At 75.5% G+C, this 13,341-nt stretch carries 13 protein-coding genes; 6 read left to right on the top strand and 7 right to left on the bottom strand.

The window, feature by feature from the left end:
* The first annotated feature begins 8 nt into the window (after positions 1 to 8).
* Positions 9 to 932, top strand: a complete 924-nt coding sequence (locus ACI78S_RS12795; RefSeq protein ID WP_456973775.1) for an NAD-dependent epimerase/dehydratase family protein — start codon at positions 9 to 11, stop codon at positions 930 to 932.
* 21 nt (positions 933 to 953) lie between these two features.
* On the opposite strand, the gene ACI78S_RS12800 is transcribed toward ACI78S_RS12795, so the two are convergent.
* Complete coding sequence (locus tag ACI78S_RS12800; RefSeq protein WP_456973777.1) at positions 954 to 1,121, bottom strand: hypothetical protein; 168 nt, start codon at positions 1,119 to 1,121, stop codon at positions 954 to 956.
* A 491-nt stretch (positions 1,122 to 1,612) separates the two neighbouring features.
* On the opposite strand from ACI78S_RS12800, the gene ACI78S_RS12805 reads away from it, so the two are divergent.
* From ACI78S_RS12805 to ACI78S_RS12815, 3 genes are all read left to right on the top strand, one after another.
* On the top strand, positions 1,613 to 2,539 hold the full coding sequence (locus ACI78S_RS12805; RefSeq protein WP_456973779.1) for an FkbM family methyltransferase: 927 nt from the start codon (positions 1,613 to 1,615) through the stop codon (positions 2,537 to 2,539).
* A 188-nt stretch (positions 2,540 to 2,727) separates the two neighbouring features.
* On the top strand, positions 2,728 to 3,120 hold the full coding sequence (locus ACI78S_RS12810) for a hypothetical protein (protein WP_456973781.1): 393 nt from the start codon (positions 2,728 to 2,730) through the stop codon (positions 3,118 to 3,120).
* Positions 3,117 to 4,484 carry an ANTAR domain-containing protein gene (locus tag ACI78S_RS12815; protein ID WP_456973783.1) on the top strand — a complete coding sequence of 456 codons (1,368 nt, stop codon included), beginning with the start codon at positions 3,117 to 3,119 and terminating at the stop codon, positions 4,482 to 4,484. Before ACI78S_RS12810 ends, ACI78S_RS12815 begins: the two co-directional genes overlap by 4 nt.
* Positions 4,485 to 4,499: 15 nt before the next feature.
* On the opposite strand, the gene ACI78S_RS12820 is transcribed toward ACI78S_RS12815, so the two are convergent.
* From ACI78S_RS12820 to ACI78S_RS12845, 6 genes are all read right to left on the bottom strand, one after another.
* Positions 4,500 to 6,413: a CheR family methyltransferase gene (locus ACI78S_RS12820; RefSeq protein ID WP_456973785.1), complete on the bottom strand. Its 1,914-nt coding sequence runs from the start codon at positions 6,411 to 6,413 to the stop codon at positions 4,500 to 4,502.
* A gap of 5 nt (positions 6,414 to 6,418) precedes the next feature.
* Complete coding sequence (locus tag ACI78S_RS12825; protein WP_456973787.1) at positions 6,419 to 7,450, bottom strand: chemotaxis protein CheB; 1,032 nt, start codon at positions 7,448 to 7,450, stop codon at positions 6,419 to 6,421.
* A gap of 102 nt (positions 7,451 to 7,552) precedes the next feature.
* Positions 7,553 to 7,825, bottom strand: a complete 273-nt coding sequence (locus ACI78S_RS12830; RefSeq protein WP_456973789.1) for a hypothetical protein — start codon at positions 7,823 to 7,825, stop codon at positions 7,553 to 7,555.
* Positions 7,826 to 7,885: 60 nt separating this feature from the next.
* On the bottom strand, positions 7,886 to 8,275 hold the full coding sequence (locus tag ACI78S_RS12835) for a hypothetical protein (protein WP_456973791.1): 390 nt from the start codon (positions 8,273 to 8,275) through the stop codon (positions 7,886 to 7,888).
* A gap of 72 nt (positions 8,276 to 8,347) precedes the next feature.
* Positions 8,348 to 9,346 carry a sigma-70 family RNA polymerase sigma factor gene (locus ACI78S_RS12840; RefSeq protein WP_456973793.1) on the bottom strand — a complete coding sequence of 333 codons (999 nt, stop codon included), beginning with the start codon at positions 9,344 to 9,346 and terminating at the stop codon, positions 8,348 to 8,350.
* A gap of 79 nt (positions 9,347 to 9,425) precedes the next feature.
* Positions 9,426 to 11,108: a hypothetical protein gene (locus ACI78S_RS12845; RefSeq protein ID WP_456973795.1), complete on the bottom strand. Its 1,683-nt coding sequence runs from the start codon at positions 11,106 to 11,108 to the stop codon at positions 9,426 to 9,428.
* Between the two features lie 177 nt (positions 11,109 to 11,285).
* Here ACI78S_RS12845 and ACI78S_RS12850 point away from each other — a divergent pair, with 177 nt between their 5' ends.
* Both ACI78S_RS12850 and ACI78S_RS12855 read left to right on the top strand, forming a co-directional pair.
* Positions 11,286 to 12,590: a sensor histidine kinase gene (locus ACI78S_RS12850; protein ID WP_456973797.1), complete on the top strand. Its 1,305-nt coding sequence runs from the start codon at positions 11,286 to 11,288 to the stop codon at positions 12,588 to 12,590.
* Positions 12,581 to 13,225: a response regulator gene (locus ACI78S_RS12855; protein ID WP_456973799.1), complete on the top strand. Its 645-nt coding sequence runs from the start codon at positions 12,581 to 12,583 to the stop codon at positions 13,223 to 13,225. Before ACI78S_RS12850 ends, ACI78S_RS12855 begins: the two co-directional genes overlap by 10 nt.
* The last annotated feature ends 116 nt before the right edge of the window (positions 13,226 to 13,341 follow it).

Consider the following 13,341-nt stretch of genomic DNA (forward strand, 5'->3'; position numbering starts at 1 on the left):
GAGGACAAGTGGTGCGCGTACTCGTCGCCGGTGCGACCGGCGCCATCGGCCGGCCCCTGGTCACCGCCCTCATCGCCCGCGGGCACACCGTTGCGGGGATGACCCGCGACCCCGCCAAGGCCGAACTGCTGGCCCGGCTCGGCGCGCAGCCGCTCGTCGCCGACGCGCTGGACCGGGACGCGACCACCACCGCGGTCGCCGCCGCCCGACCGGACGTCGTGGTCGAACAGCTCACCGCACTGCCCCGCAACTACACCCCCGAGGCCATGCGCGCGACGCTGGCCGCGACCGCGGCGGTCCGCACCGCCGGTGGCGACAACGTCTACGCCGCCGCGGTCGCCGCCGGCGCCCGCCGGTACGTCGCGCAGTCCGGCTGCTACTACTACCGCCCCGGGGACGGCCTGGCCGACGAGTTCGAACCGTGGGTCGAGCACGGCCCGCCGCTGGTCGCCGGCGGGGTCCGCGCGCTGACCGCCGTCGAGCAGCGCACGCTGCGTCCCGACGGGCCACTGGCCGGCGTCGCGCTCCGCTACGGGTTCTTCCACGGCCCCGGCACGTGGTTCCACCCCGACGGCGACGTCGGTGCACAGGTCCGCGCCGGGCACTACCCGGTGCTCGGGACCGGCGCCGGCCGCTGGTCGTTCGTGCACGTCGACGACGCCGTCGCCGCGACGGTCGCCGCGGTCGAGTCCGATGTCACCGGTGCGTTCAACGTCTGCGACGACGAACCGGTCCCGATCGGCCGGTGGCTGCCCGCGTTCGCGCGGCACCTCGGCGCGCCCGCCCCACCCCACGTCTCGACCGGGCCCGACACCGATCCGGACGGCCGCTTCTACGCCGAGACGCTCCGCGGCGCGGACAACCACCGCGCCCGCCGGGAGCTCGGCTTCCGTCCTCGACCGCTGCCCTGGCTCCAGCCGGAACCGCGGTGAGCAGCCCGGTGGACCAGCGGATCAGCCGGCAGTTCGACCCGCGCCGTACATGCAGGTGCTCGGCGCCGACGTGACCGATGTGCGCGACGGTGCGGTGACGGTGGCGATGCCGACCGCCGACAGCCTCAGCAGCCCGGCCTGCGGATCCGCCGCCCTGACCCGCATGGGGTCCAGCACCGTCGTGCTCATCGCGGAGTTCGAGGTGAACCTACTCCGGCCGGCGATTCGACAGCGACAGCACGCCGCCGTCATGACCGGCGGCTTCTGCCTGTGCAAGGACGGAGAGACGTTCTCGACCCGCACGAAGCACCCGTCCGCACGGGCCGCGACCGCCCATGAGGCGGACGAGATGTGGTCTCGGCCGGCGCCGGCGCCGGTCACAGCAGGCACGGTGGGAGCCCTGGCCTTCAAAGCTGGTCCCCGGGTCATCTGGCCCCGCTTGGCCCCTCGGGAGAAGGTCTCGAGGACCTGCGGCGGCCGGTGCGAGCTCTTCCACGACCCTGTTCTCCGCTCGACCGGCGTGACCTGGCGCGGGGAGCTGCGGATCGACCGTAGGGTGGCCGCACCCGTTGTCGTTCGACCGTCGATGCTGGAGGCCCAGCAGCGTGCCGCGACCCCTTCCCGAGCGCCTCGGAACCCTGCGGGGCCGCATCCCGCGCGTCCCCCGCCCGTGGCGGCGCGTGCACGACGTCCGTGGGGGCGTGCAGGCGCGGGTGCAGCTCGGGATCCTCCGGGCGGTGGTCCTGGCCGCCCGCCCGCTCGGCCAGCGCGGCGCGCACCGGGTGACCTGGCTGCTGGCCCGCCTGTTCGAGCCGCACAACGACGCCGTGGTCGACACCGACCACGGCCGCTTCCTCGTGCCGCTCGGCGACGGGTACGCGGTCAAGCTGCTCGACCCGACGTACCACTACGAGCCCGAGCTCGAGCCGTACTTCACCGCGGCCATGCGGGCCGGCTGCGCGTTCCTCGACGGCGGGGCGAACCTCGGCTACTGGAGCGTCGTCGCCAGCGACGAGTGCGACGAGCCCGGGCGCGTGGTCGCCGTCGAGCCCGTGCCGGCCATCTTCGACCGGCTGCGGGAGAACGCCCGGCTCAACGCCGACCGCTTCGTGTGCGAGCAGGCGGCGCTGTGGTCCGAGCCCGACGTGGACCTCACCATGGCCAGCCACCCGCAGTGGCATGCCGGCTCGCGCGTGCTGCACGGCTCACGGGCCGCGGCCGAGGGGCAGTACACCACCCGCGTCCCCACCACGACGATCGACAGGGTGGCCCAACGCCACTGGCCGGACGAGCGGCCGCTGTTGATCAAGCTCGACGTCGAGGGCGCCGAGTCCGCCGCGCTCGCCGGCGGCGCGGACACCCTGGCCAACCGCGACGTGATCCTCATCTACGAGGACCACGGCAGCGACGCCGAGCACACCTCGACCCGGGCGGTGCTCGAGGGCCTCGGCTTCCGGGTCTACGCCTGCACCAGCAACGGGCCGGTCGAGATCGGCGAGCTGGACGACGTGGCACGCATCAAGACCGACACCGTCCACGGCTTCAACTTCCTCGCCTTCCCTCCCCGCAGCACGGTCGGGCCCGCCGTCCTGGCCGCGGCCGCCTGACGCCGGCAGCCCGGTCGCGACCCCGACGTCCGCGAGCGGTGCAGAGCCGTTCACCGAGCGAGCAGGCGCGCCGCGGATCGCGTGCGGACTGCTTCGATCGCTCGGCGTCCCCTACGGACACGCTGCGGGTGGAAGCATGGATCTCTGGGTCCCCGGGAACGAACCCCGGGACCACGAGGGGACGAGTCATGGACCCACAGGACGCGGCAGCGGAGGCTGCGCTGCGGATGAGGACGGCCGGGGAGCGCACGCGCGAGCTCTCCGATCGGCTGACCCGGCTGGCCCAGGGTCAGAAGCCGAGCGCCGACGACGTGGCGGCCGCCCGCCAGCACGCGGAGGACTCGCGGCAGCAGGCGCTGCACTCCCACGAACGCGCGCAGGCCAGCCACGAGCGCGCCGTCCACACCCACGAGCGGGCAGCCGACGCGCACGAGCGGGCGGCCGCCCTCGGGGTCGGGGACCCCGAGGAGCACCGCCGCCGGGCCGAGCAGCACCGCCGCGAGGCGGCCGCCGACCTGGCCGAGGCCGCCCACGACCGGGAGGAGGCCCGGCAGTCGTCCCCTCATCGGGGGGGCACGTGACCGCCGGGCACCGCCGGCCCGACGAGGAGTTCGCGGTCGGCGGGACGGACACCCTCGCGGAGCCGTTGCGGTCGCTGCCGGCCGGCCCGACGAAGGAGAGCCTGCTCGCCGAGCTCGCCGAGGTCCGGGTGGCCCAGGAGGAGCTGCGGGTCGCCGAGGAGGAGATGCGGGTCCAGCAGGAGCAGATCACCCAGCTGCTCCTGCGGCACGACGCCGAGCGCCGCTGGCGCGGCCAGCTGACCGCCCTGGTGCCGGTCGGGCTGTGCGTCACCGACGGCACCGGTGCGCTGGTCGAGGCCAACCCGGCGCTCGCGACGCACCTGGGCACCGCGCTCCAGCGGCTGCACGGGAAACCGCTGAGCGTCTACCTGGCCCCCGGCGACGTGCGGGAGTTCCGGTCGGCGCTGCGGGTGCTGCGTTCCGGGACGGCGTCGGAGCACCGGCTGGCGGTCATGCTGCGACCGCGGCGCCTGGACCCGGTCCCGGCCCACCTGTTCGGCTTCACCGAGACGGCGGCCCGGGACGCCTCGGCCGCCCGCATCACCTGGGTCGTCGTCCCCGAGGACGGCGCCGGCGACCTCGACCTCATCGATCCGGCGGCCGCCCGCCCGCGCCCGCGGGCCGCCGACGGCGAGCCGATGCCCGCCTCGGCGGTGATCGGGCTGGCGACGTCGCTCGCCGAGCTCTCGGCCCTGCCCGTGGACGACATGGACCGGCAGCGGCTGCTCGGCCGGATGGCCACGCTCCTGCGCGGCGCCGTCCCCGACGCCGACTGGGTCAGCATCACCATGGGGAACCCGATGGAGCCCCAGCGCCTGGGCAGCGACTCCGCCGAGGCGCAGGACTTCGACGGCCGCCAGGTGCGGGCCGGCGAGGGACCGTGCTGGCAGGCCTACGACACCGGCGCGGTCGTCGTGAGCGACGACGTGACGACCGACCCCCGCTGGCCCGCCCTGGCCGCCATCGCCGGCGAGGGCGCCGTGCGCAGCGTCCTGGCCGTGCCGGTCCTCGAGGACGGCGCCGCCACCGGGGCCGTCAACGTCTACTCCGGGCGCACCCAGGGCTTCGGCGCCGCCGGCCGCCGGATCGCCGAGCTGGCCACCGCCGCGGTGGCCGGCGTGCTGCGCACCGTCGCCGAGCGCGAGTCGATGCAGACGCTCGCGCAGAACCTCGAGCGGGCGCTCACCTCGCGGGCGGTGATCGACCAGGCGAAGGGCGTGGTCATGGCGCGGCTGGACGTCGACGCCGACGAGGCGTTCGCCCGCCTGGTCAAGGTGAGCTCCCGGCTCAACGTGAAGGTGCGCGACCTGGCCGCGCTCATCGTCGAGGGGCACGTCGACGCCGTCCTGCGCGCGGGCGGCTGACCGCCGGTCCCGGCGTCAGGCGTCGGTCGGGTCCATGAGCACGACGGCGCCCTCGCGCCCCTCCGGCGACTGCTGGAACGGGCTCACGGTGACCCGCACCAGCACCTGCCGGCCCCGCCGGTTCACCGCCGGCAGCTCGACGGACTCGTGCGGCGCGCCGTCACCGGTGATCTGGCCGCGCAGCAGCGTCTGCAGCTCGGCGACCGGCAGGCCGATGTCGAGGCGGAGCAGGAGCTGCCCGCGGGCCTCGTCCTCCCGGACGCCCCACAGGTCCTCGGCGGCGCTGTTCCAGGCGAGGACCCGCAGCTCGGAGTCGACGACGGCCACCCCCACCCGGAAGCTGCCCAGCACCCCGCTGAGGAACCGGTTGAGGCCGTCGACCTCCTCGGTGCGGCTGCGCAGCTCCTCGTTCGTCGAGTGGAGCTCGTCGTTCATCGACTGGAGCTCCTCGTTCATCGTCTCCAGTTCCTCGTTGGTCGACTGGAGCTCCTCGTTGGTGGTCTCCAGCTCCTCGACGGTGGACTGGAGCTCCTCGTTGGTGGTCTCCAGCTCCTCGTTCGTGGACTGGAGCTCCTCGTAGGCGGTCTCGAGCTGCCGGTTGGAGTACTCGAGCTCCTGCCGCAGCCGGCTGAACTGGGTGACGTCCTCGAAGATCACCGTGGTGCCGAGCAGCGCGCCGCCCTCCTTGTAGAGGGGGATCACCTGGACGTCGAAGACGTCGGGCTCCTGCCCCGGGCGGCGCCGCTCCACGCCGCGCAGCCACACCGGCGCGCGGCCGCCGACCGCCTCGGAGATCACACCGCGCAGCTCGACCGGCCGGTACGAGACCTCGAGGTCCTGGATCGGCCGGCCGACGTCGCGGGCGTCGACGCCCAGCATCCGCTCGGCCTGGCGGTTGACCATCGCCAGCCGCCCGTCGGCGTCGAGCGCCAGCTGGGCGGCCGGCGCCGCGAGCATGGCCTCCCGGCGCAGGCGGGACAGCTCCCCCTCGCCGCCCGGCGGCACCTCCCGGGGCGCGGCGGGGCCGAGGCGCCGGTCGGCCCCGCTGTGGCCGTCGCGCTTGCGGAAGAACCGCCGGGTCAGGTCGACGGGGGCGAACAGCTGCGCGTGCGACAGCAGCATCTCGGCCTTGCCGAGGAAGAGCAGGCCCTCCGGGTCGAGGGCGAAGTGCAGCCGGCCGAGGATCCGCCGCTGGGTCTCGGCGTTGAAGTACATGAGCGTGTTCCGGCACAGCAGCAGGTCCACGTGCGAGATCGGCGCGTCCTGCACGAGGTCGTTGCGGCCGAAGATCACCGAGCGGCGCAGGTCCTTGCGGAAGGCGAAGCGCGCCCCCTCGGGCTGGAAGTACTCCTCGATCTCGCCCGGGGTCAGCCCGGCCATCTCCCGCTCGGTGAACACGCCCTGCCGCGCCTGGGCCAGCGCCTCCTCGTCGACGTCGGTGGCGTAGATCTTCACCCGCTGCCGGAACTCGTCGGCCCCGAGCACCTGGGCCAGGACGATCGCCAGGCTGTAGGCCTCCTGGCCGGACGCGCAGCCGGCGCTCCAGACCCGGATGGTCGACCCCGCCGCGTCGACCACCGGCGGCAGGAGCCGCTCGCGGAGGTTGTCCCAGGCCGGGCGGTCCCGGAAGAAGCTGGTCACGTTGATCAGCACGGTGTTGAACAGCGGCGTGAACTCCTCGGGGTGGACCTCCAGGAAGTCCTGGTACTCCGCCACCGAGTCGATCCCGACCTCCGTCATGCGCCGGCGCACCCGCCGCATGAGGCTCGGCCGCTTGTACCCCGTGAAGTCGAAGCCGCGCCGCTCGCGCAGGAACACCAGCAGCGCCTCGAAGGCCGGCAGCTGGCCCTCGAACGCGCCCTCCGGGACGTCCGCGTCGAACTCGCCCGTCGGCTCCTCGTCGGGCAGGGGCTCGCTCTGCTCGCTCACCCCGCTCAAGCCCCTTCCGCGGCCTCACCGGGGAGGCTGACCTCGCCGTTCAGCTCGCCGTGCTCCAGCAACCGGCGCAGCAGCCCGGAGGCGTGCTGGGCCTCGTCGTGGCGCTCGCGGAACGCCCGGGCGCTGAGCCGGTGCCCCCGCTGCTCGGCCCGCTCCCCCATGCGCAGGGCGAGCGCCGCGCGCTCCTCCAGCCCGCGCAGCGCCATCCACAGCGCGCCCTCGAGCGCCTGGGACTGCTCCGCCACCAGCGCCTCCGGCGACCAGGCGTGGCCGACGCGGCAGCGGAACCGCTCCATGCCGCCCTCGGTGATCGAGAACAGCGCGCCGTGGCAGGTGGGACACCCGAATCCGGACGGGGCGCCCGGCCGGTCGTGGGCGTTCACCGCGTCCGGGTCGAGGTAGGCCATGGCCGTCTCCGTGTCCATCAGCTCGCTGGGCGGCGGCTCGTCCACGTCGTCGACCTCCTCGGCCAGCAGCTGGCTCAGCAGCTCGCCCATCTTCTCGACCGGCACCACGTGCTCCGCGCCGCCCACCTCGGCGGCGTGCAGCGGCATGCTCGGGTACATCGCGTCGGCCGGGTCCTGGGCCACGCCCACCCCGCCGCGCGCCCGGACGGCGATCACGCCCGCCGTTCCGTCGTCCAGCGCGCCGGAGAGCACCACCGCCACGACCCGGCGGCCGGCGGCCCTGGCCGCCGAGCGGAACAGCACGTCGACCGCCGGGCGGTGCCCGTTCTCCCGCGGACCGCGCGAGAGCAGGATCCGGTCGTCGACGACCACCAGGTGCCGGTCGGGCACCGCCACCAGGACGGTGCCGGGTTCGAGCGGCTCCCCGTCGACCGCGTGCCGGACGGGCAGGTCGCAGGCCCGGCCCAGGATCGCGGGCAGCGCGCTGCGGGCGCCGGCGGGCATGTGCAGGACGACGAGGACGGCGGCCGGCAGGTCGGCGGGCAGCCCCCGCAGCAGGTGGACGAGCGCCTCCACGCCGCCGGCCGAAGCGCCGACCACCACGAGGTCCCGCCGTGCCATCACGTCTCCTCCTCGCCGCCGGGCGGCCGGAGCCGGCGTCCCGGCGAGGCGTGCGGAGCCGTAGTCTCGCACAGTTGCCCGGCGCCGGACGGTCGCGCCGGATCACCGGTTGCGGCGGTGCAGCTCCTCGTGCGCCAGCGGCCGCATCGGCACCCGCGGGCCCGCATCGGCCAGGTCGTCGAGCTCCTCGTTCACGCTGTGGGCCAGGACGTTGAACTCCCTCGGCGGCAGGTCGAACAGCCCGTGCAGCTGGCCCTCGACCGACACCTCGTCGGCGTTCCCGCCGAGCGCCAGGTAGCGGAACCACAGCTCGCGCACGGTCAGACCGGTGCGCCGGTGGGCGGCCGCGAGCTCGCCTCCTGCGCGGTCCCGCATGCGGCGTCCTGCCTCCCCCTGCGCTCGGGCGCTCGGGCGGTACCCCGCGCGACCCCGTCCCTATCCCCGGCCGGTCGGCCCGGTCCGCCGCCGGGAGCCGGGCGTGCGCGCGGCCCAGGCGGCGACGGCGGTCGGGACCCGGCGCCAGACCGGCGCCGGACGACGGGTCTCCAGGCGGGCGACCCGCGCCTCCAGCTCCCGCAGCTGGTCGGGCACGGCGGCGGACGCCGGCGGCCGCTCGGCCAGCCGGGCGATCCCGTCGGTCAGGCTCGCCGAGAAGGCGGCGGCGTCCGCGGGGGTCAGGCGGACGGTCCCGACGCAGATGTCGTCCCGCCAGATGCTCACGTTGAGCAGCCCGACGTCGGCGTGCGTGGAGACGCGGACGGCGCGGCCGTCGCCGCGGGCGTCCCAGGTCCAGCGTCCGGCGGTGGGGAGCGCGAGAACCGTCATCGCCCGAGGGTCGGGCACGGCGACCGGCGCGTCAACACGTTGCGGAACCGTGCGGGACCGCGACGGCGGCGGTCAGGCGACCCGGAACGGCTCCCCCGGCGCCAGCGCCCCCGGCAGGCCCACCTGCGTGAACAGCCGCTGGTCGAGGTCGAGGAAGCTGTTGATCCGGGCCACCTTGCCGTCGGCGACGTCGAGCACGTGCAGGGCCCACGGCTCGTGGCCGCCGTCGTCGCGCAGCCGGTACTGGGCCACCGCGGGCTGGCCGTTGGCCCACACCGCGAACACCCGCGAGCCCTCGCACTTCGCGCCCGGGCCGCGCATCCACGTGGCGATGTCGCCGGCGCCGCGCAGCCACATCTCGAACGGCGGCATGTGCTGGGTGACGTCGTCGTGCAGCAGCCGCACGAGGCCGTCGATGTCGTAGCGCTCGAAGGCGTCGACGTACTTCTCGAGCAGCTCGCGGTGCTCCTCGTCGAGCGGCTGCGGGTCGGGCCGGCCGCCCACCTGCGCCAGGGTGGCGCGGGCCCGCTGCAGGGCGCTGTTGACCGAGGCGACGGTGGTGTCGAGCAGCTGCGCGACCTCCTCGGCCTTCCAGCGCAGGACCTCGCGGAGCAGCAGCACCGCCCGCTGCCGCGGCGGCAGGTGCTGCAGCGCGGTGATGAAGGCCAGGCGGATGGACTCCCGCTCGACCGCGCGCTCGGCCGGGTCGGCGTCGTCGGAGAGCACCTGGCGGTCGAGCACCGGCTCGACCCACGCCGTCCCCGGCCGCCGGGCCGCCAGCGACGACTCCACCGGCTGCCAGGGGTCGCCGGAGAGGTCCATCGGCAGCGCCCGGCGCTGCCGGCCCGACAGCTGGTCGAGGCAGACGTTGGTGGCGATGCGGTACAGCCAGGAGCGCAGCGCCGAGCGGCCCTCGAAGCTGGCCAGGCCGCGCCAGGCCCGCACCATCGTCTCCTGCACCGCGTCCTCGGCGTCGAAGGACGACCCGAGCATGCGGTAGCAGTAGCCGGTGAGCTCCCTGCGGTGCTCGAGCAGTCGGGGGTCGAGCTGCTCGGCAGGGCCGATCGCCACCGTTGTCACCGCGGACCACTCCTCTCGTCGAAGGGCGATCAGCACACCACAGCCGACCGACAATCCGGGAGCCCCCGGACTACTGGTAGCTGACGAGATCCGGGACCGGGTTCACCGACTCGACCGTCTGCTCAGGCGTGAGCATCGGGACGTCCTCGTCGTAGAAGTTCTTCCAGCCCCACGCCAGCGGACCGGCCGGCAGGTCCTGGTGGAGGGCGTTCCAGGTGGCCTGCTTGTCGCCCTGCGCCCCCTGCCCGTCGGCGTGGATCGTCACCGCGACCTCGTCGCGGGAGAGGTCCAGCCGCTGGCGGTCGGAGATCATCCGCAGCTGGAACTGGTGGACGACGAGGAGCTTCTGCGGCAGCTGACGCTCGCGGGTGAGGTCGGCCAGCCAGGTGATCACCGAGTTGACCTCGTCCACCCCCACCGAGCCGATCGTCTGCAGGTGCACGCCGTTCGGCCCCAGCCGCCACTCCGGGTCCAGCGCCAGCCCGACGTGCGGCAGCTCCAGCAGCGGCTGGTAGGCCCGCGCCTGGGTGAGGAAGTCGGTGCGGCCGGGCTGCAGGTCGAGGAAGACGTAGATGCCGGCCTCCCCGGCCGCCTCGACCCACGGGCGGATGGTCTCCAGGTCCAGCTCGGTCGAGTAGTTGCCGTCCGGACCCGGCACCGACGACGCGACGGTCACGATGATCTCGAACGCCGGGACGACGGGCCGGTCGACCAGGTCCTCGTAGGGGGCGGCGTGCTCCCGGGCCCGCTGCACGCTGGCGTCGACGTCCTGCTCGCCGAGGACCCCGAGCGCCCCGGTGCCCGGGCTGCCGTACAGGGCCACGAGCATCCGGCCGGGGAACAGCGTCTGCCCGCCGCCGGGCAGCTGCGCGCCGGACCGCGCCGTCGCCAGCTTCCAGTCCAGCCCGTCCTCCGCGGCGAAGCCCGCGCCGAGGGCCAGCACGCCGCCCTCGTGCGCCGCGAGCGCGTCGACGACGTCGGCCGACGAGCGCGGGTCGGTGCTGCCGCCGGTCGCCACGACCCGCGCGCCCGCCGCCCGGGCGGTGGCCGTGCCGGCCACGTCGCCGGGGCCGCCGGCGGCCAGGACGACGACGTCGTCCAGCGGATCGGCGCGGGCCACCTCGGGCAGCTCCTCCGGGGCGCCGTCGGTCCCCGCGGGCTCGGCGCCCTCGGGGAGAAGCGCGTCCGGCTGCTCCGGGTCCATCGCCGCGACGGCGGCGACCGCGTCGTCGAGCGCCACCTGCTCGGTCCCGCCGAGCGGGACGCCGGCTGCCGCCACGGCCTCCGGGTCGGCGGCGACGGCGATCGTCTCCCGGGTCCCCCGTCCACCGTCCTCCTCGGTGGCGCTGCCGAGCGCGGAGCCCTCGGCCTCGCCGACGGCGAGCACCGCGTCCACGCCCAGCCGGTCCACCTCGGCGGCCAGGCCGTCGTCCACCGCGCCCCCGGCGCGCTCCAGCAGCAGCGGGACGCCGAGACCCACCGCGGCCGAGGCGCCGAGCAGCGTACCGGCGTCGTCCCCCTCCCGGGCGATGACGACGACGTCGGCGGACTCGTACAGCGCGCGGCTGGTGCTGACCGCCGCGGCCACCGGGTCCTCGTCGGCCACCACGGTGAGCTCCTCGGCCGGCGCCGTCGTGGTCGCCCGGGCGTCGCCGGACCCGCCGCCGCTCCCCCCGTCGTCGTCGGCGAACGAGGTGCAACCGGCCAGCAGGACCGCCGCCGCGAGCACGGCCGGACCGCGATGGAGACGCACGCTTCCTCCGTTCCCCCCCGACTCCCCGACAGTAGTGAGGTCGCTGGACAGCGGCCGGGCGGCCCGGGGACGATCGGCGCCCGAGATGAGCAGCAACCAGCAGTCGGGCCAGCCCGAACCCCGATCGGCCAGCCAGCGGGGTGGGTTCCCGCCGGCGCCGGCCGCAGGCTCGATGCCATGACCACCGACACCGCCGTGCTCCCCTCCCCGCCCGCGGCCGCGCTGGAGCCGCGCAGCCGGCTCGGGCAGCTCGGCACCGACTCCGCCTACAACCTGCTGCGCTTCCCGATCGCGATCGCCGCCTTCGTGGCCGTGATCACCGGCCTGTCGGTGGGCGCCGGGCTGCTGGTCGTGTGGGTCGGCGTCGCCGTCCTCGCCGTCACCCTGCTGGTGGCGCGCGGCTTCGCCGGCGTCGAGCGGGCGATGATCACCCCCGTCCTGGGCCGCGACGTGCCGCGCCCGGCGTACCTGCGGCCCGACGGCGGCCGGGTGCGCCGGCTGGCCACGCCGCTGCGCGACCCGCAGACCTGGCTCGACGCGCTGCACGCGGTGCTCGCCTTCCCCCTGGCGATCGCCGGCTTCGTCCTGACCGTGACGTTCTGGGCGGTGGCGCTCGGCGGCATCACCTACGGGGCGTGGGACTGGGCGCTGCCCGACCCGAGCACGTCGGCCGACAACACCGACCTGCTCGAGCTGCTCGGCTTCGAGAGCTCCGCCGGCGCGCGGATCGCCTTCTACACGGCCATCGGGCTGCTGTTCGCGGTGATCCTGCCGTTCGTCGTCCGGGCCACCGCCCTGCTGCAGGCCCAGCTCTCCCGGGCGCTGCTCACCTCCCGGGCCGCCACCCAGGCCGAGATCGGCCGGCTGGCCGGCGGCCGCGACGCCGCGGTGGCGGCGGAGGCCGAGCAGCTGCGCCGGCTGGAGCGCGACATCCACGACGGCCCGCAGCAGCGGCTGGTGCGGCTGCAGATGGACCTCGCCCGCGCGCAGCGGCAGATGGACCGCGACCCCGAGGCCGCCCGCACCACGCTCGGCGACGCCGCCGGGCTGGCCCGCGAGACGCTGGAGGAGCTGCGCGCCCTCTCCCGCGGCATCGCCCCGCCGGTGCTGGCCGACCGCGGCCTGGCCGCCGCGCTCGCCGCGCTGGCCGCCCGCTCCCCCGTGCCGATCGAGCTCGTGGTCGACCTGCCCGAGGGCCGGCTGTCGCCCGTCGCCGAGAACACCGCGTACTTCGTGGTCAGCGAGGCGCTGGCCAACGTGGCCAAGCACAGCGGCGCGACGACGGTCCGGGTCGCGGTGGCCCGCTTCGCCGGCCTGCTGCGCGTCGAGGTCGAGGACGACGGCAGCGGCGGCGCGGTGCTGGCGCCCGGGCACGGCCTGGCCGGGCTGGCCGACCGGCTGCGCGCGGTGGACGGCACCCTGGCCGTGGACAGCCCGCGCGGCGGGCCGACGCGGCTGGTGGCGGAGGTGCCGTGCGGGTAGTGCTCGCCGAGGACTCGGTGCTCCTCCGCGAAGGCCTCGTGCGGCTGCTCGCCGAGGCCGACGCGGAGGTCGTCGCGGCGGTGGCCGACGGCCCCTCGCTGGTGAAGGCGGTGGTGGAGCACCGGCCCGACGTCGCCGTCGTCGACGTCCGGATGCCGCCCACGCACACCGACGAGGGGCTGCGGGCCGCCGTCGAGGCGCGGCGGACGGTGCCCGGCACCGCCGTCCTGGTGCTGTCGCAGTACGTGGAGGTGGCCTACGCCGACGAGCTGCTCGCCGACGGCGCCGGCGGCGTCGGCTACCTGCTCAAGGACCGGGTGGCCGACGTCGACACCTTCCTCGCCGCGCTGGAGGACGTCGTCGGCGGCGGCACGGTGCTCGACCCGCAGGTGGTCGCGCAGCTGTTCGCCCGGCGCCGGGCCGACGACCCGGTGCGCCGGCTGACGCCGCGGGAGCGGGAGGTGCTGGGGCTGATCGCGGAGGGGCACTCCAACACCGCGATCGCCCGGCTGCTCGTGGTGACGCCGGGGGCGGTGGAGAAGCACACCCAGCACATCTTCGCCAAGCTCGGGCTGGCGCCCGACGAGGACCAGCACCGCCGGGTGATGGCCACGCTGGCCTACCTCCGCAGCTGAGGTCCCGGCAGCCGCGGCCCGTGATCAGCTGGCCTGATCGTGATGGCTCCACCCCCACGGTGGGACGTGGGGGAGGAGCCGCGGGGATCAGGTGAGCTGATCACGGCCACCGCCGC

It is taken from the genome of Geodermatophilus sp. SYSU D00815, assembly GCF_054050035.1.